We start from the raw sequence: 20,342 nt of genomic DNA, 5'->3' as shown, positions 1-20,342 counted from the left end.
GCGTTCCCTTCTCGTTGAGTCCAACCCCCCGATCAATATTCGGTGAGCTATGTTTCGGACTCAGAAGAGCTAAGTTGCAGCTAAGTTACAGAAATCCCTGATTCGTGAAGATCACGTCACTGCCATGTTTCCGGGATGTTAACGGCGCTTCTCACGAGGCCCGGCGGGGTAGCCTCCGCGGCGGCTGGCGATGATGATCAACAAGGCAATGGCCGTGGGCAGGGCCGCGGCCAAGGGCACTAATTGGGCCCCAACGGTGGTGAGGGCGAAGGCTCCATAGACGGCACCGACGGCGATACCCAGCTGGATGGTCACCACGGTGAGCCCATTGGCTGCGTCTTTCTGCTCACCACCTGCGCGGAGGATCGCAGCCTGGTTGTAGATGCCCACCGCGCCGAACGCGATGCCCCACAGAGTCATCAACCCGAACGCGCCCACCCAGGTGCCGCCCAGTGCAGGCAGCAACGCGAACGCAAGCGTTAAGAGTCCGACGGCGGCAATCACCGAGGTGCGGGGGCGGGAGTCAGCGGTCATGCCGGCAATCCAAATACCCACCAAGCTGGCGATGCCCACCACGGACAGCGAGATGCTGGTGGCGGATTCGGGGAGCCCGGAGGCAAGGAGGAACGGGGCCACGTAGGTGAAAAGCGTGAAATGAGCCAGCAACAGGAGCGGCCAAGCGATGGCGATGGCCACCACTCCGGGCAGTTTCATGGCTGCCTTCAGGGAAGGGGTCTTCTGGCTGGCTTGGTCGTGGGCGCCAGGGAGGAGCCAGAAGGCCAGCACTGCCAGCAGGACACCCACTCCAGCCAGGACCAGGAAGGAGGCCCGCCACGTCATCAGCGAACCCATCAGAGTTCCGATCGGAGCGCCCACGGCCAACGCTATGCTGTTACCGCTGAAGACCACAGCCATGGCTTTGCCCACGGAATGGGCAGGAACGATGCGTGCTACATACGGGGCCATGCTGGACCACAACATACCGTGGGCAATCCCGCCAAGGAGTCGTGCCCCGATAGCCCAACCCAGTGTTGGGCTCAAGGCCAGGAGGACGTTACTGAGGGCAAACGCCAGCACGGTGGCGATCAGCAGCGTCTTGCGGGGAACCCGTCCAGCGAGGAACCGGGAAAGCGGCAGTGCGGTAAAAACGATGATCGCTGCATACACCGCAGTCAGCGAACCCACCGCGGACTCTTCCACACCCAGATCGCGGCTGATTTGGGGGAGCAGACCCGAGGGTAGGAGCTCAGTGGTCACTGCGGTGAAACCGGCAGCCGCCAGCACCAACAGTCCTCCCCACGGGATCTTTTTCGGCTGCTGAGTTTCAGCACGAGACGCCTCGGATGATGGCGTTCCGACGACCACGGGGTCCTGCTTCAAAGATGGCTCCTCTGGAATGGGCATGAGCTAGTTCATGGGTTTCCTACAACGTTATGCAGCCACAGTGATGCAAGGGAGTCTCTGACAGAACCCCTCTGCATAGCAACACACTTTGTCCCTCAGCCATTCCTCGCGCACACTTGGCCTGTGAAGCCCTTCCTTTTGCTGGCCACCCGGGCCGAAGACGCCGCAGCCGATGACGAGTACCAGGCCTACCTCCGGTACTGCGGTCTGAAACCGGAAGAATTGGTCCGCATACGGCTGGAATCCGGGCCTTTGCCCGCCCTTGAACTATCCGACTACTCCGGAGTGATCGTCGGCGGCAGCCCCTACACCTCCAGCGATCCTGTGGAGGAAAAGAGCGCAGCCCAGATCCGGGTTGAGACGGAACTCTCATCGCTGCTGGATCGAATCGTGGCCGAGGACTTCCCGTTCCTGGGCGCTTGCTACGGCGTGGGCACACTGGGCGTGCACCAGGGCGCTGTGATAGATCGTCAATTCGGCGAAGCAGTGGGGGCAACCCGCATCACCCTGACCGCCGATGGGGAACGCGATCCCATGCTTCAAGGTCTCCCGCACACCTTCGAAGCCTTTGTTGGGCACAAGGAAGCGTGCAGCAAACTTCCTGAACACGCTGTGCTGCTGGCCAGTTCTGATGCCTGCCCGGTGCATATGTTCCGGATCAAGAACAACCTTTACGCCACACAGTTCCACCCCGAACTCGACGCCGAGGGCCTGATCACCCGCATCAACATCTACAAGAACGCCGGGTATTTCCCGCCTCACGCCGCCGATGAACTCGTTGCCACCGCCCGGCAGTCTTCCGTCACGGAGCCCATGCGAGTGCTGAGGAACTTCACGGAGCGCTACGCCCGCTAAACCCCCCCCCGCGCGTTGTGGGGCCTGCTTTGCGCCCCTCGCGCAGGAATTGGGGCGCAGTGTGGGCCTCGCAACGCAGGGGTGTGTTGTTGTGGGGCCTGCTTTGCGCCCTTCGCGCAGGGATTAGGGCGCAGAGTGGGCCTCGCAACGCGGGCGGGTGTTTGTCTGAGGTGTGTTTGTTGTGGGGCCTGGTTTGCGGGTCTGGCGCACGGAATGGGGCGCAGTGTGGGCCTCGCAACGCGGGGGGTGTTTGTTGTGGTGTGTTTGTTGTGGGGCCTGCTTTGCGCCCCTCGCGCAGGAATTGGGGCGCAGTGTGGGCCTCGCAACGCGGGGGGTGTTTGTTGTGGGGCCTGGTTTGCGCCCCTCGCGCAGGAATTGGGGCGCAGTGTGGGCCTCGCAACGCGGGGGGGTTTTTGTTGTGGGGCCTGCTTTGCGGGTCTCGCGCAGGGATTAGGGCGCAGTGTGGGCCTCGCAACGCAGGGGTGTGTTTGTTGTGGTGTGTTTGTTGTGGGGCCTGGTTTGCGGGCTTGGCGCAGGGATTAGGGCGCAGTGTGGGCCTCGCAACGCAGGGGGGCAACACGAACGCCCGACGGCGGGAGTCGCCGTCGGGCGTTTGAGTCCACAAGGCCCCGGCTACTTGAGCCGGGCCGCCAGGTCTTCCCCAACGGCGAAGGCACGCGTGATTGCTGAGCCCAGGGTGGCACCCCCGCCAGGGTAGTTGTTGCGGAACACCCCAGCTGAGACGTTGCCCGCCGCGTAGAGCCCGGGAATGGGCTGTTGCCTGCTATCGAGTACGCGTCCGTGGAAGTCCGTTGCCAGGCCGCCCGATGTCCCCAGTACGCCGGCGTGGATGGGGACCGCATAGAACGGGGCGGCCAGCAGCGGTGCCAGGCAGGGGTTGGGGGTGTTGCCGGCATCGCCCAGGAAACGGTCCTGCGGGGTGGCGCCCCGACCGAACCCGGTGTCCACACCCAAGGCCGCGTCGGCGTTGAACCGGGCCACTGTTGCGCCCAGTCCATCCGCGTTGATGCCCACCTCCCTGGCCAACAGTTCAAGGCTCGGCGCGGACACCATCCACTCGGCGGGCTCTCCAGGAGTGGAGCCTGCCACGGGGTATTTGGCGAGGTATTTCGCGTCGAAAACCAGCCATGCGGGGTTGTTCTGCTGCCTTCCGGTGTGCGGATTGATGGACGCGAAAACCCGGCTGGCATCGTGATAGTTGAGGGCTTCGTTGACGAAACGCTTCCCGTCGCTGTTCACGGTGATGGACCCCGGCAGTGTCATCTCCACGTTTCCCATGCGGCCCGAGCGCTGCCCATCGTACTGATGCGCCGACGTCGAAATGACAGGAACGCCCCACACGGCGGTCATGTCCTCCACAGCGGCGCCAGCACGGAGCCCAAGTTCCAGGCCGTCGCCTTCGTTGGACGGCGCGCTGATTGGTGTCACCGGGTGTGGGAGGAAAGCGTTGCGGAGCCGGGCGTTCCATTCGAACCCGCCTGAGGCAAGTACGACGGCGGCGGCTGACACGCGCGCGTCGGCGGAAACACCGCCGAGGCTTACCTGCCACCGGTCCCCAATCCGCAACAAGTCCTCCACAGGACTGGAGGCTACGATCTGCACGCCGCGATCCAAGGCACTGGCAAGCAGACTCCCCACGAGGGCGCCGCCCATGGTCCTGATCCCTGCGGAGGACCGGCGTTCCAACAGCAACGGATCAGCGGCGCGGCCGTTGAGTTCATCCCGTTCTGTCATGGTGAGCAGCGGGAAATACGACGACGGCCGGATCAGTTCCGAAAGGCCGGGGTAATCCCGGGGATCGAAAGCGTTGTTGTCCAAGCCCCTCCCGCCATTGGCCGCCCCCTTCCACTCCATGTGATAGTCCGGGCGGGCAATGGGCACCATGGACACTTTGGTGTTCACGGTGAGGAATTCCACAGCCCGCGGCGCAGTGGCCACGTACCATTCGATCTCCTCAGCCGACATCACGTGGCCTGCTGCCTCGGAAAGGTAAGCGACGCCGTCGGCATGGCTGTCCGGGTAATCCGCAGCTTTGGCGAGATGGTTGTTCGGCGCCCACATCACCCCGCCGCCGGCAGCGGTGGTCCCGCCCAGCAGGGCCGCCTTTTCCACAACCAGGACAGATAACCCGGCGTAGGCCGCGCGGACGGCGGCTACCAGCCCGGCGGCGCCACTGCCCATGATCACGACGTCGTACTGGGACTTGAGCTGCTCTGTTGCGGTGAGGATGGGGGTGCTCATGCGGCGCTCCCCGCAGGCATTTGTATGAGGATTTTGCCGATCTTTTCCGTGCGTCCCTGCATGAGTTGGTAGGCCTGCTGCAGATCTGCAAAAGCGAAGCGATGGGTCATGAGCGCATGGGCTTGCTCCGGGTGACGGGCCAGCAGCGCGAGGCCATCGGGGATGAGGTTCAGGCTCATCCGGCTCCCCATAATGTCCAGCTCCTTGTACGGGATGTCCTTCATGGATACGGCGGCTTGCCTCGGGGAGATGCCCACCTGGACTATGCGTCCGGCACTGGCCACAAGCCGGATGGCGTTCTCCAGCGAGGAGGGAACGCCCGTGGCCTCAATGACCAGTTCCGGCCCACAGTGATCAGTCAAAGCATCCAGTCGGGGAGCCTGGTATGCATCAGGGAACTCTGTGCCAGGGGTGACCAGCAAGGTCTCCGTTGCACCGAACTCCAGGGCTAGATCAAGCCGGTGCTGCTCGGTATCGGCGCAAACAACCCTGACTTCCAGCTCCGTCAGATACAACGTGGCCAACAAACCTATGGGGCCACTTCCCAGTACCAGCGCGGTTTCCCCGGCTTGCGGCCGGCCACGGTTGACTGCCTGCATGGCGATGGATGCGGGTTCGCCCATGGCCGCGATGTCCAAGGGAAGCTCGTCCGGCACCCGGCAGAGCTTATCCACGGGAACACTGATCAGTTCACTGAGGGCTCCGTCCGAGTAGCACCCAAGGCAGCCCACGTTCTGGCAGACGTTGTAGCGCCCTGTGAGGCAAGGACGGCACTGGCCGCAGTAAATGATGGGGTTCACGGCGACGCGCTCGCCGATCCTGATGCCGTGGTCTTCCGTGTCTCCGAGTGCCTCTACGATCCCTGAGAACTCGTGACCTTGGATCAGGGGCAACTCTGTGGGGTAGTCGTCCTCCCAGATGTGGAGATCGGTGCCGCAGAGAGTGACGTTGTGGACCCGGACCAGAGCATACCCCGGTTGAAGGGTGGGCTGGGGGGAGTCCCGGAATTCAATGGTTTGCTTGGAAACAGTGACTGCGGAAAGCATGGGGTCCCCCTAGTTCTGCGCCGCGGGGTCAGCGCCGAAGAAGATGTTCCACTGGCGCACATTCCTCTCCTCGATCAGCCCGGCCTGCTGGAATGGATCCTGGTCCATGAGGGCTTCAACATCGGCTTTGGAATCCCCGGCAATGATCAACAGGGCGCCGGGTGACTCCTCGGGCCCGAAAGGTCCGCTCTTAAGGAGGCGGCCGCCGTCGAACTGGGATTTGAGGAATTCCACGTGAGCGGGGCGGACCTTGTCCCGGCCGGCGGATGTTGAGTGGGAGTACGCGTAGGTAACAGCAAAAGTGGCCATGAGGTTGTCCTCTTCATTGAGTGGGTGGTGGCTTTCCTCAATGCTGGGCAACTCATTAGCTCTTGTCCAATACTTAGTTGCTCTCTGACTATGTGTGAGAAACACATAATCACCCAACTGGCAGGCAGTAGTGGTTGCTCCCAGTGCTGGGAACTACTGCGAGTCATTTGGGAGTGGGGAGAACCTCCTCGGCCAACTGAAGCGCCGCAAGGATTGCCGGAGACGTGGCCTGCGGGTTCCAGGCAAGCCCGGAAAACAGCAGGACATCCTCGCCTTCCAAGGAAAGGAATGCGGTACCCACGGGCATGATTTCCTTGATGGATACAGGCATCAGGGTGATGCCCACTCCGCCGGCAACCAAGGAAAGGGCCGTATAGGGGTCGGCCACTTCCTGGCTGATCCGCGGACGGAATCCAGCGGCGGCACAGGCTGCAAACGTGACGTCCCGGAGAGTTGACCCCTGCGCGGCCGGCATGGTGATGAACGGGTCCGCGGCGAGTTCGGACATCGCCACTGAAGCCCGCCCGGCAAGGGGGTGGTCCGCCGGCACCGCAACTCCCAGGCGCTCCGTGGCAATACGACGGGTGGCCAAAGCGGGTGCATCGATGGGAAGGCCAATGAAAGCCAGATCCAAGGTGTTGTTGCTCAGAAGCTGGAGTGCTTCCTGGGTGAGGAGTCCACCGTGCAGTGTTACTTCCAGTTGGGGGTAATGCTGGCGGAGCGCGCGCGTCAATGGAGGCAGCGTGGTGTGGTTCAGTGCCCCGGAGAAGCCAATGGCCAGCTTGCCGTACACGGTCTCGGTGCCGGCACTCACTGCCCGGCGAGCCAAGTCCACTTCATCGAGTATTTTCCGGGCGTGCGGCAGCAGCGAATGACCCGCCGCCGTCAGCGTGACAGAGCGTGTGTTGCGTTCAAACAGCGCAGTACCAAGGCCCTTTTCCAGCTTCTTGATGGTCTGGCTCAGCGGCGATTGGGCCATGCGGAGGCGCTCAGCTGCCCGGCCGAAGTGAAGTTCCTCAGCCACGGCCAGGAAGGCCTCGATCTGCCGTAGTTCCACGTTGCCTCCCACATTTTCCGCGTCAAGTGCAAGGCTATATTGGGTTTGGCATCCGGGAGGTCCGGGAAGTCCGGGAGGTCCGGGAGCGATCAGGAGGCATCATGGCTAACTCGGCGTCGGGGGAGTCCGTCATTGAGCGTGTTGTGAAAATCATGGATGCGTTCTCCAAGGGCCAGCCGTGGCTCCCGCTGAAGGAACTGGTTCGGATCACCGGGATGTCCAGCAGCACCGTGCATCGCCTGGCCATGGACCTGGCAGCCAACGGCCTCCTGGAGCGCAACGCTGCAGGGGAGTTTGGTGTTGGCATGAAAATGTGGGAGTTGGCCTCACGCAGCAACCCCCTGGAAGAGTTCCGGCGTCGAGGCCTGCCGTTCCTGGAAGGCGTCCATGCAGCCGTGCGGGAACACGTGGCGTTGTCCATCCCGGACGTGGAGACCAACAGCGTGCTCTACCTTGAACGGCTGGACCGGCATGGATCGGTGATGAACCTGGCCGAAGTTGCAGGCCGCCTGGACATCCACACCACCTCCTCCGGGATGGCCATGATGGCGCATATGCCGGGGTGGATTCAGGACCGGTTCCTGGCCGGGAAGCTGCAGAAAACCACTCCGGCTACGGAAACGGATCCCGCAAGAGTCAGAGCCAACCTTGCCCTGATCCGGGAGCGCGGATACGCCCGGCTGGTGGGTGTCCTCGTGGAGGAGAACACTGCCTATTCCGTGCCTGTGTTCGGCCAGGGCCAGGCAGTCATAGGTGCCATTTCCGTCGTCGTGCCTTCCGTTGACGAGGACGCCGGACTGATTCTGCCGGTACTGGTGGCCGCGGGCCGCGGCCTGTCCCGGACCATGGGCGCTGAGCGTAGGCCTTACGGATCCCGTCCGTGGCTGACTCACGGAAACACTGACCAGTAGCGCGCGGCGCTGCTCAGCCCCCGCCCACTCACCTCCCGCCGGATCCATTCGGCGCCTGTCCCGTTGAACGGGAACTTTCCCCTTGGCATGTGACTTGCGTCCTACAGTCGATCTCAGAGAAACAACCGCCAGTGACCCGGACCACACATCCTGAATTCGTCATCAACGGCCACAGGATGGGCTGCCCAACAAAGCGGCAGCCGGCGATTCTAACTCATCTAATTCTTTGCCGGGCAAGGCACCATGGCGGTGCCACTTCCCGCGCACTCAATGAGGAGACAGTATGGGAAACGTGCAGCAGCACTCGCCCTCGGAAGTAAACCCGGCAACGCCGGCCGAACACGTCAAAACGCCCAAGAAGGCCGCCCTGGCTTCCTTCCTTGGATCCACCCTGGAGTACTACGACTTCTTCATCTACGGCACCGCCGCCGCCCTGATTTTCCCCAAGATCTTCTTCCCAGGCGGTGACCCCGTAGTGGCGCTCCTCGGAGCGATGGCCACCTTTGGTGTTGGGTACCTGGCCAGGCCGTTGGGTGGCTTGGTGATGAGCCATTACGGCGACAAGATCGGCCGCAAGCAAGCCCTGATGATCACTCTGGTGATCATGGGTGTGGCCTCAATCGGCATCGGATTCCTGCCCACGTACGGTCAGATCGGCTACTGGGCAACGGCATTGTTGCTGGTAGGCCGTTTGGCCCAGGGCTTCTCTGCCGGCGCCGAAGCTGCAGGTGCCTCAACACTGACCATGGAGCACTCACCGGAGGGTCGCCGGGCCTTCTTCACCAGCTTTGTGATGACCGGGTATGCCTCCGGAATGGTGCTGTCCACGGTGGTCTTCATTCCGCTGGCCGCATTGCCGGAGGAACACCTCCTCAGCTGGGGTTGGCGCGTTCCGTTCTGGCTCTCAGTAGTGGTCCTCGCGGTCGCTTACTGGATCCGGACCCGCCTGGATGAACCGCCCGTGTTCGAAGAAATCGTGGAGCACAACAAGCCCAAGGCGATCCCCGCCGTCGCAGTTTTCAAGACGCAGTGGCGCGACGTCCTGCGCGTCGGCGTGGTGATGCTGTTCTCGGTCATGCAAACCACGTTCACCGTATACGCCCTGGCCTACGCCACCGGACCGGCCGTGGGAATCGACCGCACGCTCATGCTCACCGTCAACGCCGTAACCATTGGCCTGTCCATGGTGACCATCCCCATCTCCGCCATGATCTCTGACCGGATCGGCCGCAAAAAGGTCCTGCTGGTGGGTGCCCTCGGCTGCGCGCTGACCACCATCGGCTACTTCTGGGCCATCAGCGAGCAGAACATCTTCATGATCTTCCTGTTCGGCTTCCTGAACATGACAGTGTTCTACTCCTGCTGGAACGGTGTGTGGACCGTCTTCTTCCCGGAGATGTTCCCGGCAGCGGTCCGCTACTCCGGCATGGCGATCGGCAGCCAGATCGGCCTGATCCTGGCCGGCTTCGCGCCCGCAATCGCAACGCTCCTGGCCCAGCCCGGACCCAACGGTTGGTGGCCGGTGGCCGGCTTCACCATCCTCTGCCTCGCGGCTTCAGCCATCGCCATCATGACGGCAAGGGAAACCTACAACGTCCCGCTCGAGGACCTCGGCAAACCCCGCGCTTCGCGCTAGCAAAGCGATAATGCACGACGCCGGGCGGCGGCTCCCAGCCGCCCGGCACCATCCCCGGCCTCCCGCCCGGGCCCATCCCCGGCCTCCCGCCCCTGGCCCCCACGTATGACCCGAAAGTTGGACAACCCCATGACTTCGCCAGCAACAGCACCCCGCACCTTCCGCGTTGGAATCGCGGGTTGCGGCGCCATTTCCCGCAACCACCTGGAAGCCTTCCACGCCCTGAAGAACGTGAAGATCGTGGGTGTCTGCGACGTGGATGAGGAAAGGGCCAGGGCCACGGCAGAGGCCTGGGGCGTCCCCAACGCGGTAACCAGCGTGGAGGAGCTCCTGAACCTGGGCCTGGACATCGTCTCCGTTTGCACTCCCCACCCCACCCACGAGGAAGTGGTGCTGCAAGCCGCTGCCGCGGGAGTGAACGTCCTCTGTGAGAAGCCGATTGCCACCAAGCTCGAGTCAGCCGAACGCATGGTGGCCGCCTGCGAGAACGCCGGGGTGCAGCTTGGGGTACTTTTCCAGCGCCGCTTCTGGCCGGCGTCGCAAAAGATCCGCACCGCGATCGACGACGGCACGTTGGGCCGCGCCATCATGGCCCAATGCTCGGTGATGCTGCACCGTGCCCCGGACTACTACAACCGGGATGCTTGGCGTGGCACCTGGGAAAGCGACGGCGGCGGGGTCCTCATGTCCCAGGCCGTTCACCAGATCGATCTCCTCCAGTGGTACCTGGGCGACGTGGCCGAGGTCTACGGCAAGGTCAACACCTACCGTCACGGCGACTTTATAGAGGTAGAGGATTCCGCCACTGCGGTGATCACCTTCACCTCCGGGGCCATGGCAACACTGCAGGCCTCCACCGCAGTGTCACCCAATCTTGGAATTCAGCTCCGCATCACCGGCGAAACAGGCGCCTCGGCATCCCTCACGGAGTTCCCCGAAGGCAGCGACGGCCGGCTGGACCTGTGGGCGGTAGGGGAGCGAATCGTCGTCGAGCCCGTCCACCCGGAGGGAGTGGAGCCCAACGTTGATCTGTCCATCATCAATGGCCAGCTGATCCCGTTCCACAAACTGCAGGTCCAGGATTTCGTGCAAGCCCTGGAAAACAGGACGGAACCGGCCATCACCGGCAAGGACGCCCTGAAGTCATTGCGTATCCTGCTGGCCGTTTACGAATCCTCACGGACGGGAGCGCCCGTCCGCTTCGCACCCGGTCACCCCGCGCATACAGCCATCCCGGAACGACGCATCCGCCAGAAAGTGGCCGGCTAATCATGATTTCTTCAACAGCTGCAGCATCACCCCTGACCTTGGGCCGCAACGGCCGCACTCCCAAGACCCTCCGCAACCGCCTCGCTTCGGCCCCGATGGAACGCAACTATGGCACCACGGACGGCTTCATCACCGAGCAATACATCGACTACCTCCTGACCCGCGCCAAAGCCGGACTGGGCATGGTCACCACAGAAGCCACATACGTCCGGGCTGACGGCAAGGGCCGCACGCACCAACTCGGCCTGCACACCGATGCCATGATTCCCGGTCTCCGCCGGCTCACCGACGCCCTGCACGCAGAAGGTGCCTTGGCCGCCGTCGAACTTAACCACGGCGGCCGCACCGCGCAATCGGCAGTTTCCGGGTTCAAGAACCTCGCGCCGTCGCCGGTTCCATGCCCGACGGCGGGTGGCGAAGTTCCGAGGGAACTCACCGCAGCCGAGTGCTACGAACTCGTGGACGCCTACGCGGTTGCCGCCCGCCGCGCGGTTGCCGCAGGTTTCGATGTGATCAACCTCCACGGAGCCCACGGGTACCTGATCCACCAGTTCATGTCGCCGATTTCCAACCACCGCACGGACGAATTCGCGGCACCGGAGTTCTTCATGAACCTGGTCATCGATGCTGTGCGGGATGCCGTACCGGACGCGATCGTGGGCATGCGCGTCTCAGTGGTTGAGGGGCCGGCCGACGGAATCAGCGCCGAGCAGCAAGTGGGCATTATCGCCAAAGCCCATCTGGAAAAGCTCGACTTCCTGGACATCTCCGCAGGCAGCTACGACGCCGGCGAATGGATCGTCCAATCCGGGGAGTGGAAGCCCGGGATCCTTGCAGATTATGCCAAGGCCTACCGCCGGTTCGGGCTCCCGCTGGGGATGGCCGGCCGGCTCAACAGCCCGGAGATCATTGAGGAAGTGCTCTCCGAAGGAACCTGCGATTTCGTCAGCCTGGCCCGCGCCATCCACGCCGATCCCGCATTCGTTGGTGGCGTGCTGCGAGGTGACCGCTACCGGCCCTGCATCGCGTGCAACGTGTGCATCGACAACCTTGGCCTTGGCCAAGTCACCTGCACAGTCAACCCCGCCGTTGGGCGTTCCCGCGTGCCGGTCCCCACTCCCGCTGTTCGCCCTGCTTCCAAGGTGCTTGTGGTCGGTGCCGGTCCCGCCGGACTCACCGCCGCCCGCGAACTCGCCGAAGCCGGTGCCAGGGTCACGTTGATGGACGACGGCGTGCGGCCGGGCGGGCAGTTCGCGCTCGCTGAGCGCATGAAGTCGACGCCGGACTTCCACCGCTTTGCGGACTGGTCCACCGCGGAAAACGAGCGCTTGGGCGTTGAGGTTCGGTTGGGGGCCCACGTTGACACGTCCGACGCCGGCGCGCTGGCCCGCGGGTTCGGCGCAGATGCTGTGGTGATCGCAACCGGTGGCGTACGTCCCGCTCCCGGGTTCGTGGGCGGGGACTCGCCACGTGTTTCCGACATCCGGGAATGGCTCGCCGCACATCCGGAAGTGCTCGACGTGCACCCGGAGGACCCCGACGGCGGGCCGTCCGGTTCCGCGGGCAGCGTGCCGGAGGCTGTGACCATTTGGGGTGCGGACTCGGTGGCTATGAGCGTGGCTGACACTCTTGCAGCACGTGGAACCGCGGTGTTGATTGTGGGGCCGCAGGAAACCATGGCTCCGGAATCCGGACGGCGGGCCAAGATCCTTGCAGTGCCGCGCCTCGAAGCCAATCCAAAGGTGCGGATCTTCCTGTCCAGCACCATTGAGGAATTCGACGGTGCCCGGGTGCGCGTCAATCATTCCGGTGTGGAGGAATGGCTGGATGCTCCGGGCGATCTCCTGGTCTCACGTTCGGTACTGCCGATGGATGGCGCGATCACTGCCGAAGAACGGGAAGCTCAACTCAGCCTCTCCGCTGCCGTTCCCGTCGCAATCGCCGGGACGGTCATCGATAAAACACCGGCCATTGTGTCCAACGCCGTCAAGAGTGGTTACGACGCCGCCCAACGCATTGCCACGGCACTGGCACTCACCCCCTCCGCCGACACCCTTGGCACCCCCTCCGCCGAGTTCGCGGGAACGGTGCCAGACCGCCGGACAGTTCCGGCGAATTCGCAGCATTCCAGCGACCTCGCGGACACAGAGCATGCCTTCACCCTGAACGGAGCCCGAAAGTGAGCACTCAAAATCGCCGGCTGGGAATTGCCCAGCTCTCCCTCGTCGGAACCGCACCGCCGGACTTGGTGACCATCGCGGCACAGGCGGGCTTCGACTTCATCGGAGCACGCGTCCGTCCTGTCACCACCACAGAGCGGCCGTATGACCTCCAGCCTGGCTCTCCCATGCTCAAGGAGACGCTGGAGAGGATGGCGGATACAGGAATCACGGTGGAAGACATCGAGTTTCTGCTCCTGGACGGAACCGGGCTGCAAAACGGACAGGATCAGCGCGAAGCCTGGCTGCTCATGATGGAAGCCGGGCAAGCCTTGGGAGCATCAACCCTGACGGTTGCCTGCGCAGACCCGGACCTTGACCGTTTTGGAGACCACCTCGCACAGATGACACAGGATGGCCAGGCCTACGGAATCATTCCCACGTTGGAACCCATCGCCTACCAATCGGTTCGTTCCATCCCTCAGTCAGTAACGCTGGCCCAACGGGCGGGTTGCAAGGTTGTTGTTGACGCACTCCACTTCAACCGCTTCGGTGGCACTGCGGACGAGCTCGAAACAGCTGCGCATCTGGTTCCCCTGATCCAGCTCTGCGACGGTCCGGCTGTTGCGCCGGGAAGCCGGGAAGCCCTCATCACAGAGTCACGCTCGGAGCGGGGTGTTCCCGGGGCGGGCGGATTCGACCTCCACAGCATACTTGCGGCCTTCCCGGCAGAAACCCCGGTCAGCATCGAGACGCCATCTGACAAAAGGGTGGCGGAGATGGGTGAACTGGCGTGGGCCAAACACCTCAAAGCGGCGGCAGATGCTGTCCTCAACACCACAGAACTCAGCAACACAGCACTGAACACCACAGAACTCAGCAACACAGCACTCACCAGGAGCAGCAAATGAACGGCAACACCCTCCGCACCGTGGACTGCGATGTCCTGGTCATCGGCTCCGGCGCCGGAGGAATGTCCGCGGCTGTCACGGCTGCGTTCCACGGGCTGAAGGTCATGGTTGTTGAGAAAGCAAATGTTTGCGGAGGCGCCACTTCCTGGTCCGGAGGTTGGGCCTGGGCGCCTGGCAATCCGCTGGCTAAGGAAGAAGGAGTCAACGAGGACAAGGAAACCTTCCGAACCTACCTTCGGGAAGTTCTTGGCGGGCAGTACCAAGTCAGCAGGGTGGATGCCTTCCTCGAAGCGGCACCGCATATGGTGGGCTTCTTCCATGACAAGACCTCCCTGCAGTTCGTCCCGGGCAGCAAGATCAATGACATCTACGGTGAGCTCCCGGGGGCAGGCACGGGCAACCGGTCCGTTGGCCCCAAACCGCTGAACGCCCGCACCATCAAGCCCGGACTCAGGGCGAAGATGCGGCACCAGCTGTACGAGACCTCCTTCCTTGGCATGGGCATTATGGCCGGCCCGGACCTCAGCAAGTTCCTGTCAGCATCCCAAGGCAACCCCAAGGGCTTGTTTCACGCGGGTTGGCGTTTCGGATTCCACCTCCTGGACCTGCTGACGCACCGCCGCAACATGCAACTGGTCAACGGCACGGCCTTGACGGCCAGGCTCATGAAATCCGCGGACGATCTCGGCGTGGACATCCGCGTCTCCACCCCGGCCACAGCGTTGCTCAAGGACGGGAATGGGAAGGTGACTGGCGCCGTCGTGCGTTCTCCTGAAGGGGAGTTGCAGATCAAGGCGCGCCGCGGTGTGGTCCTGGCATCCGGCGGTTTTCCCAACGATGTTCAGCGGCGCAAGGAACTCTTTCCCAAGACGCCCACCGGCCGGGAGCACTGGACGTTGTCGCCGGGCGAAACCACCGGTGACGGCATCAACCTGGCACAGGCTGTGGGTGCCCGCTTCAGATCTGACGTGAAGTCGCCGGCTGCGTGGTGCCCGGTGTCGTTGGTGCCGTACCGGAACGGCAGGACCGGGGTGTTCCCGCACATCATGGACCGCGCCAAGCCGGGAAGCATCGGTGTCCGTGCGGATGGCAAGCGGTTCGTGAACGAGGCCAACGGCTACTACGACTACGTGGAGGCACTCCTGGCCGCTACCCCTGAGGGCGAAACTGTGGAGTCGTGGCAGATTGCGGATAGCCGTTTTGTTCGCAGGTTTCCCTTGGGAATGGCCAAGCCGCTCCCTGTACCGCTCCTGCCCTACCTACGCTCCGGGTACCTGGTCAAAGGCCGAACGCTGGAGGAACTGGCGAGCAAATGCGGCATCGACCCCACGGAATTGCGCCGCACCGTGGCCCGGTTCAACGCAAATGCCCGTGCCGGCGTCGATCCCGAATTCGGCCGCGGCGAGACCGCTTTCAACCGCTACGGCGGCGACGCAACCACCAAGCCCAACCCGTCATTGGGGCCCATTGAGAAGGGTCCGTTCTACGCGGTGCGCGTGGTGCCCGGCAGCTTCGGGACGTTCGCCGGACTGGACACCGATAGCCGCAGCAGGGCACTGAACCACGACGGCGGCCCGATCGAGGGCTTGTACGTTGCCGGGAATGATCAGGCCAGCGTCATGGGCGGGCACTACCCCGCGGGCGGAATCAATCTGGGCCCGGCGCTGACCTTCGGGTACATCGCGGGCCGTCATCTCGCTGGCGTGGAGCGCTACGAGGACGACGGCACCCAAGCGGAAGGCACCCAAGCACACAGCACCCAAGCGGACGTGACCCATGCGGACGTGGAGCACGCCCTCTAGGGATCGTTGTGGGGCCCGCTTTGCGCGCTCTGGTCAAGAATCAGCGCGCAGAGCGGGCCCCGCAACGCAGGGTCAGCGCGCAGAGCGGGCCCCGCAACGCAGGGTCAGCGGCGTGTGGGCTGTGGCGTCGTCGGTACGGATGGCGTGGGCGCCGGGGGAGCGGGCGGTGCCGGGAAGGCCACGCTCGGGTAGAGCGCCACTGCCTCCGTCATGTAATTGGCCCACTGCGGACCCGCAATCATGTACCCGTCCAGGGACTTGTAGAACTTGCCGTTGATGGTGATGTTCTGCCCGGCCCGCTGCTGTCCCGCTGAGGTATCACCGAAGAACGACGCCGTAGCGAGGCTTGTGGTGTAACCGGCAATCCAGGTGGCGCCGTTGTTGTTGGACGTGCCGGTCTTGGCTGCAACGGGGGCCTTGGTGTGAACCTTGGGCTCAATGTACACACCGGAACCTACCTTGAGGACATCCTGGAGGACGGCGTTCACGCCACGGGCTACAGCCGGTTTTACTGCTTCCCTGCATTCGGGAGTTTGCGGCTCATACTCCCGGCCTTGGGAGTCGCTGATCCCGGTTATGGCGATTGGCTTGCAGTAGGTGCCGTCATTGGCGAAGGTGGCGTAGGCGTTGGCCAGGACCATGGGGGCCACCCCAATGGAACCAAGAAGGTTGCCGATCTGGTGCATGTTGATGGGCGCGTTGTCCAAACCGCTGTGCAGGCCCACGGCGTCCACCATCTTCTGGATCCCGCAGAAGTCCAGTTGCGCTGCGGTGGCGAAAGTGGCGGTGTTGATGGAGTTGTACAGGCCGTAGTTGATGGGCATAGGACGGTAATAGCCGTCGTCGTTGTTTTGCAGATCGTCATCTGCACCCAGGTTTTGGGCCTTCTGGGCGGTGCTGTAGCCGCCAAGGACCTTGCCGCAGCTCGAACGCCACTGGAAGCCCACGGGGTATACCCTGCGTGATGCGTCAACAACGGCTGTGGGATTCTTGCCCTCGTTGAGCCACTCGGCATAGATGAACGGTTTCATGGTGGAACCCGGCTGGAATCCACCGGCACCATTGAGGTCGTAGCCGTTCTCATCTTTGGCATCGACGTTGAAGTTCAGCTGGGTGTCGTATTTGCCTTCCTGAGGAACGAACACCGTGTTCTGGGCCATGGCAAGGATTTTCCCGGTGCCGGGCTGAACGGTTGTCATGGCCGCACCCCATTTGTCCGGGTTGGCTCCGGCTGAGGCGTCCACTTGTTGTTGGGCAAGGTTCTGGAGCCGGCTGTCCAACGTGGTGGTGATGGTCAGGCCGCCCCGGTAGAGGAGCCGTTCACGGTCCTCCAGGGTTGCCCCGTAGTCCTCGTTGTTAAGGATCAGGTGGGAGACGTAGTCGCAGAAATAGGTGGCAAAGGTTGTTCCCGCGCATCCCTGCAGGGAGGGTGTGATGTTCAGTTCAATGGGCGTGGCTACTGCCACTCCGTGATCAACGGGCGTGATTTTGCCTTGTTCCAGCATCCGGTCCAGTACCAGGTTGCGTCGGGCGAGCGCAGCATCCGGGGAGGCAAAGGGGTCATAGATGCTCGGACCATTGACCAGGCCGGCCAGCAGTGCTGCCTGTGGCAACGTCAGATCACTGGCTGAGGTGCTGAAGAAGTACCGTGATGCTGCCTCGATCCCGTAGGCGTTCCGGTTGAAGAACACGATGTTCAGGTATCCCTCAAGGATTTGGTCCTTGCTGAAGCGCTTTTCCAGTTCCAAGGCGAGCTTGATTTCACGCAGCTTATCGCCCACAGTCTTCTGGCCGCTGAGCACCACATCTTCCGGCCTTCCCTCGGACAGGCGCGACTCGTTGAGCACATTGGTGACGTATTGCTGGGTCAGGGTGGAAGCGCCTTGCCGGGTGCCCTGGGTCAGGTTGGAAGTCAGCGCGCGAATGATCCCTTGGGCGTCCACACCTGCGTGATCGTAGAAGCGGTTGTCTTCGATCGCGATGATCGCCTCACGAATGAACGGGGACATTTCCTCCAGCGGGACTTTCACACGGTTCTCCGCGAAAAAGGTGGCGATGAGAGTGCCGTCCGCGGCGACCACGGTGCTGGACAGCGAAGGGGAATTGACGTTGAGCTCACTGGGCAGCTTTTGGTAAAACCCCACGGACCCGCCCACGGTGGTGCTGGTGAAGGCAACTACGGGTGCCAGGAATCCAATGATCAACACCCCGCAGAGCGCGCTCACGAAGAAGAATCCGAAGATCCTCAAGAGGACCCTGCCCAGACCGATCTTTTGACCCTTGTTCCGCGCCATTTTCGTGCCAATCCGTAGGGATAACCCGGCTGAAAAGTAGCTACAGAATACGTCCGGCGCGGCTGTCCGGCTACGGGTCTGGTGCCCAAAAAAGGTCCCAAATAGGACTCAATCCAGCGGCAGCGTTACCCTCACACTGGTGCCCTGCCCAACCGCGGAGTCGATGTCAACTGTCCCGCCGGCGTCGTGTACTGCTATGGACATCAGGAGCAGTCCAAAGCCGTGCCGCCGGCCGCTTGGGGCGGCGTGGATCTCGAAGCCCACGCCATCGTCCGTGATGGTGATCTGGATGCCGTGGTAGACGGCGTTGAGCCGGACGGTGAGCTGGCTGGCGTTGGCATAGTTGAGGGTGTTGCTGAACGTCTCCTGCGCCACGTGATAGAGCAGGGCAGCCGCCGAGGAAGAGATTTCAATGCCGTGATGGGGAGTGTGCCACTGCACTGTGACGCCCGCCCGGCGAAGCGGCGCTGCAAGCCGGTCGATGCATCCTGCAACGCCCAACGCGTAGAAATCCACGGGGTGCTGGTCCTGGATGATGCCCTTGACGGCCACCACTTCGGTGAGTGCTGATGCCTGTTCCATTGCTTCCCCCACATCGTTGTGTTTCATACTTGAAATTCGTTGCCGCACCCCTTGGGTATGGGTGCTTCGTACTTCCAGCGTGGCGCCGGTACATCAAGGAAGCTTTTCGATTGGCTCAAGTTCGCATCAAGTTTGCGGGGGAGGCTTGCGCACGGTGCAGGGCATCTACGGAAGCGCCCGACGGCGGCAGGCGAGTGCCGTCGTCGGGCGCTGTTGAGCATGGTGGGGGGTGGGCTTAGCGGCGGCCGCCACCACCGCCGGGACCCTGAGCCTGGGTGTACTGGCCCGCAGTCACTGTGCCCTGTTCCTCGGCGCCGGAGATGGACCCCGTTGTCGTCCCGGACTCAGCATCCGCACTGCCACCGGTGTACACGGTGTATGTGGCCCCGTCGGTGATGGCCGAGGACGAGTACACCAAGGATGCGATCGTCTTGGTGGTCACGAACGTCGCAACCACTGCACCGGCGGAATCAACAATATGTACCGGGGTTCCGGCTGAGACCGACGAGTCGAACGTCATCTGAACACCCGACTGCGTGGATGAGGTACCCGGAGTCACCGCCATTCCAGCACTTCCTGCCGCAGCTACGGTGCCGCCGGTCACGGTCAGTTCACCGTTCACGTCCAGCGCTCCGTTGCCGTCATTGGTGGGACCGTTCACCACCACGGTGCCGCCGGAGATGGTGGCGTTTCCGTTGGAGTCCAAGCCGTCACCCTCCGAGTTGATGGTGAGTGTTCCACCGGAGACCTCCACGGTGTAGTCGCCCACCGTTTCGCCGCCACCCATGCCCCCACCGCCGGGTCCGCCACCGGCCTCAGCGGAAGTGCCGCTGGACGAGCCACCCGAGGCGTTCACGCCGTCGTCGTTCGCCGTGACGGAAACTTCGCCGCCGGTAATGGCGATGTGCTGCGCCTCCAGCCCTTCCTCGGACTCAGTCACGTTGACTGTTCCGCCGGAAACGGTGAGGGTGTTGAAAGCCTTCACGCCGTCGTCGCCCGCGTTGACGGTCAGCGAGCCGCCGCTGACCAGGAGCCAGCCACGGCCTTCGTCGGTTTCGTTGTCAGCCTTCACTCCGTCCCCGCCGGCGGTCACCTGGTAGGCGCCGTCCAGCAGCACGGTGTAGTCCTTGCCCCTGATGCCGTCGTCCACGGCGCCCACGGTGACCTTGCCCGCGGCCATCACCAAGCCATCCTTGGACACGATGCCGTCGTTGGACTTGCCGTTAACGGTGAGGGAACCGGTCCCGGCGATGGTCAGATCTGCCATGGAGTAGAGGGCCGCGTTGGGCGCATCCTCGCCTTGGTCTGCGTAGGTAGTGGCGTCCGTCAACGTGTTGGTGCTGCCGTCCGCCAGATACACGATCGCTTCGTCCGCGCTCTGCACCACGAACGGTGAGCCGGTGGAGTTGCCCAGTTCCACGCCGTCCAGGATGATGTGCACCGTATCTTCTTCTCCCGCTGCCACCACGATCTGCCCGTCGCTGAGGGAGCCGCTGAGGCGGTACGTTCCGGCGGCGCTGATGGTGACGGTGTTGCCGTCAACGGCCACCCCGGTGGAGGACGACGACGTCACTTTGCTGCCGCCGTCGGCCAGGCTGATTGCCACTTCAGTTGCGGCGTCCCACGTGAGGTCGTCGCTGTCGTAGTGGGTGTCTTCCTCAATGGTGGCGGCGGTGACTGCCTGCTGGGTGGTGCCGGTGGACGTGGTGCCGGTGGAGTTGGAACTCGTGGCGGCGGTGGAGCAGCCTGCGAAGGAGATGGCCAGGGCGACGGCGGCAACGGAAAGGGAAGTGCGGAAGGAGCGCATGGTGGATTCCTAGGTCTGTGGAGGGAAAGCCAGTGGAA

The 20,342-nt window shown here is 63.2% G+C and carries 15 protein-coding genes; 7 read left to right on the top strand and 8 right to left on the bottom strand.

All coding sequences use genetic code 11. The features are described from left to right. Positions 1-138 precede the first annotated feature (138 nt). Positions 139-1,365, bottom strand: a complete 1,227-nt coding sequence (locus ABI796_RS16205) for an MFS transporter (RefSeq protein WP_141281059.1) — start codon at positions 1,363-1,365, stop codon at positions 139-141. A 162-nt stretch (positions 1,366-1,527) separates the two neighbouring features. Here ABI796_RS16205 and ABI796_RS16200 point away from each other — a divergent pair, with 162 nt between their 5' ends. After that, a complete protein-coding gene (locus ABI796_RS16200) occupies positions 1,528-2,259 on the top strand; it encodes a glutamine amidotransferase (RefSeq protein WP_141280955.1) in 732 nt (243 codons plus the stop codon). A 633-nt stretch (positions 2,260-2,892) separates the two neighbouring features. On the opposite strand, the gene ABI796_RS16195 is transcribed toward ABI796_RS16200, so the two are convergent. The 4 genes from ABI796_RS16195 to ABI796_RS16180 all read right to left on the bottom strand — a co-directional run bounded on the left by ABI796_RS16195 (position 2,893) and on the right by ABI796_RS16180 (position 6,933). Beyond that, positions 2,893-4,521 (bottom strand): FAD-dependent oxidoreductase, encoded by a 1,629-nt coding sequence (locus tag ABI796_RS16195; protein WP_141280957.1) that lies wholly within the window; start codon positions 4,519-4,521, stop codon positions 2,893-2,895. Next, on the bottom strand, positions 4,518-5,567 hold the full coding sequence (locus ABI796_RS16190) for an alcohol dehydrogenase catalytic domain-containing protein (protein WP_141280959.1): 1,050 nt from the start codon (positions 5,565-5,567) through the stop codon (positions 4,518-4,520). Before ABI796_RS16190 ends, ABI796_RS16195 begins: the two co-directional genes overlap by 4 nt. 9 nt (positions 5,568-5,576) lie before the next feature. Next, positions 5,577-5,876, bottom strand: a complete 300-nt coding sequence (locus tag ABI796_RS16185) for a YciI family protein (RefSeq protein ID WP_141280961.1) — start codon at positions 5,874-5,876, stop codon at positions 5,577-5,579. A 163-nt stretch (positions 5,877-6,039) separates the two neighbouring features. Then, the gene (locus ABI796_RS16180; protein ID WP_141280963.1) at positions 6,040-6,933 is read right to left on the bottom strand and encodes a LysR substrate-binding domain-containing protein; all 894 of its coding nucleotides are present in this window, start codon (positions 6,931-6,933) and stop codon (positions 6,040-6,042) included. Between the two features lie 101 nt (positions 6,934-7,034). Here ABI796_RS16180 and ABI796_RS16175 point away from each other — a divergent pair, with 101 nt between their 5' ends. The 6 genes from ABI796_RS16175 to ABI796_RS16150 all read left to right on the top strand — a co-directional run bounded on the left by ABI796_RS16175 (position 7,035) and on the right by ABI796_RS16150 (position 15,621). After that, positions 7,035-7,844: an IclR family transcriptional regulator gene (locus ABI796_RS16175; RefSeq protein ID WP_141280965.1), complete on the top strand. Its 810-nt coding sequence runs from the start codon at positions 7,035-7,037 to the stop codon at positions 7,842-7,844. 283 nt (positions 7,845-8,127) lie between these two features. Next, positions 8,128-9,480 carry an MFS transporter gene (locus tag ABI796_RS16170; RefSeq protein WP_141280967.1) on the top strand — a complete coding sequence of 451 codons (1,353 nt, stop codon included), beginning with the start codon at positions 8,128-8,130 and terminating at the stop codon, positions 9,478-9,480. Between the two features lie 129 nt (positions 9,481-9,609). Then, complete coding sequence (locus tag ABI796_RS16165; RefSeq protein WP_141280969.1) at positions 9,610-10,749, top strand: Gfo/Idh/MocA family protein; 1,140 nt, start codon at positions 9,610-9,612, stop codon at positions 10,747-10,749. Between the two features lie 2 nt (positions 10,750-10,751). Next, on the top strand, positions 10,752-12,932 hold the full coding sequence (locus ABI796_RS16160) for an FAD-dependent oxidoreductase (RefSeq protein ID WP_141280971.1): 2,181 nt from the start codon (positions 10,752-10,754) through the stop codon (positions 12,930-12,932). Beyond that, positions 12,929-13,819 (top strand): sugar phosphate isomerase/epimerase, encoded by an 891-nt coding sequence (locus ABI796_RS16155; RefSeq protein ID WP_141280973.1) that lies wholly within the window; start codon positions 12,929-12,931, stop codon positions 13,817-13,819. Before ABI796_RS16160 ends, ABI796_RS16155 begins: the two co-directional genes overlap by 4 nt. After that, positions 13,816-15,621: an FAD-dependent oxidoreductase gene (locus ABI796_RS16150; RefSeq protein WP_141280975.1), complete on the top strand. Its 1,806-nt coding sequence runs from the start codon at positions 13,816-13,818 to the stop codon at positions 15,619-15,621. The genes ABI796_RS16155 and ABI796_RS16150 overlap by 4 nt, the downstream gene beginning before the upstream one ends. Positions 15,622-15,725: 104 nt before the next feature. Here ABI796_RS16150 and ABI796_RS16145 read toward each other — a convergent pair whose 3' ends face one another. The 3 genes from ABI796_RS16145 to ABI796_RS16135 all read right to left on the bottom strand — a co-directional run bounded on the left by ABI796_RS16145 (position 15,726) and on the right by ABI796_RS16135 (position 20,304). Continuing rightward, positions 15,726-17,915, bottom strand: coding sequence for a transglycosylase domain-containing protein (locus ABI796_RS16145; RefSeq protein ID WP_141280977.1), 2,190 nt, complete (start codon positions 17,913-17,915; stop codon positions 15,726-15,728). A 108-nt stretch (positions 17,916-18,023) separates the two neighbouring features. Next, complete coding sequence (locus ABI796_RS16140; RefSeq protein WP_170224848.1) at positions 18,024-18,524, bottom strand: sensor histidine kinase; 501 nt, start codon at positions 18,522-18,524, stop codon at positions 18,024-18,026. 208 nt (positions 18,525-18,732) lie between these two features. Next, entirely contained in the window at positions 18,733-20,304 is a 1,572-nt protein-coding gene (locus ABI796_RS16135; protein WP_141280979.1) for a carbohydrate-binding domain-containing protein, read from the bottom strand. Positions 20,305-20,342 lie beyond the last annotated feature (38 nt).

This window comes from Paenarthrobacter aurescens, assembly GCF_041549525.1.
GTDB classification, from domain to species: domain Bacteria; phylum Actinomycetota; class Actinomycetes; order Actinomycetales; family Micrococcaceae; genus Arthrobacter; species Arthrobacter aurescens.
Note: the sequence above shows the minus strand (reverse complement) of the source record. Positions and strands in the feature narration are given on the sequence as shown.

Bases quoted from the DNA above. Each gene is read 5' to 3' on its own strand.
- ABI796_RS16170 (WP_141280967.1), top strand. From the start codon at position 8,128: ATGGGAAACGTGCAGCAGCACTCGCCCTCGGAAGTAAACCCGGCAACG.
- ABI796_RS16190 (WP_141280959.1), bottom strand. From the start codon at position 5,567: ATGCTTTCCGCAGTCACTGTTTCCAAGCAAACCATTGAATTCCGGGAC.
- ABI796_RS16195 (WP_141280957.1), bottom strand. From the start codon at position 4,521: ATGAGCACCCCCATCCTCACCGCAACAGAGCAGCTCAAGTCCCAGTAC.
- ABI796_RS16145 (WP_141280977.1), bottom strand. From the start codon at position 17,915: ATGGCGCGGAACAAGGGTCAAAAGATCGGTCTGGGCAGGGTCCTCTTG.
- ABI796_RS16165 (WP_141280969.1), top strand. From the start codon at position 9,610: ATGACTTCGCCAGCAACAGCACCCCGCACCTTCCGCGTTGGAATCGCG.
- ABI796_RS16175 (WP_141280965.1), top strand. From the start codon at position 7,035: ATGGCTAACTCGGCGTCGGGGGAGTCCGTCATTGAGCGTGTTGTGAAA.
- ABI796_RS16135 (WP_141280979.1), bottom strand. From the start codon at position 20,304: ATGCGCTCCTTCCGCACTTCCCTTTCCGTTGCCGCCGTCGCCCTGGCC.
- ABI796_RS16150 (WP_141280975.1), top strand. From the start codon at position 13,816: ATGAACGGCAACACCCTCCGCACCGTGGACTGCGATGTCCTGGTCATC.
- ABI796_RS16185 (WP_141280961.1), bottom strand. From the start codon at position 5,876: ATGGCCACTTTTGCTGTTACCTACGCGTACTCCCACTCAACATCCGCC.
- ABI796_RS16160 (WP_141280971.1), top strand. From the start codon at position 10,752: ATGATTTCTTCAACAGCTGCAGCATCACCCCTGACCTTGGGCCGCAAC.
- ABI796_RS16140 (WP_170224848.1), bottom strand. From the start codon at position 18,524: ATGAAACACAACGATGTGGGGGAAGCAATGGAACAGGCATCAGCACTC.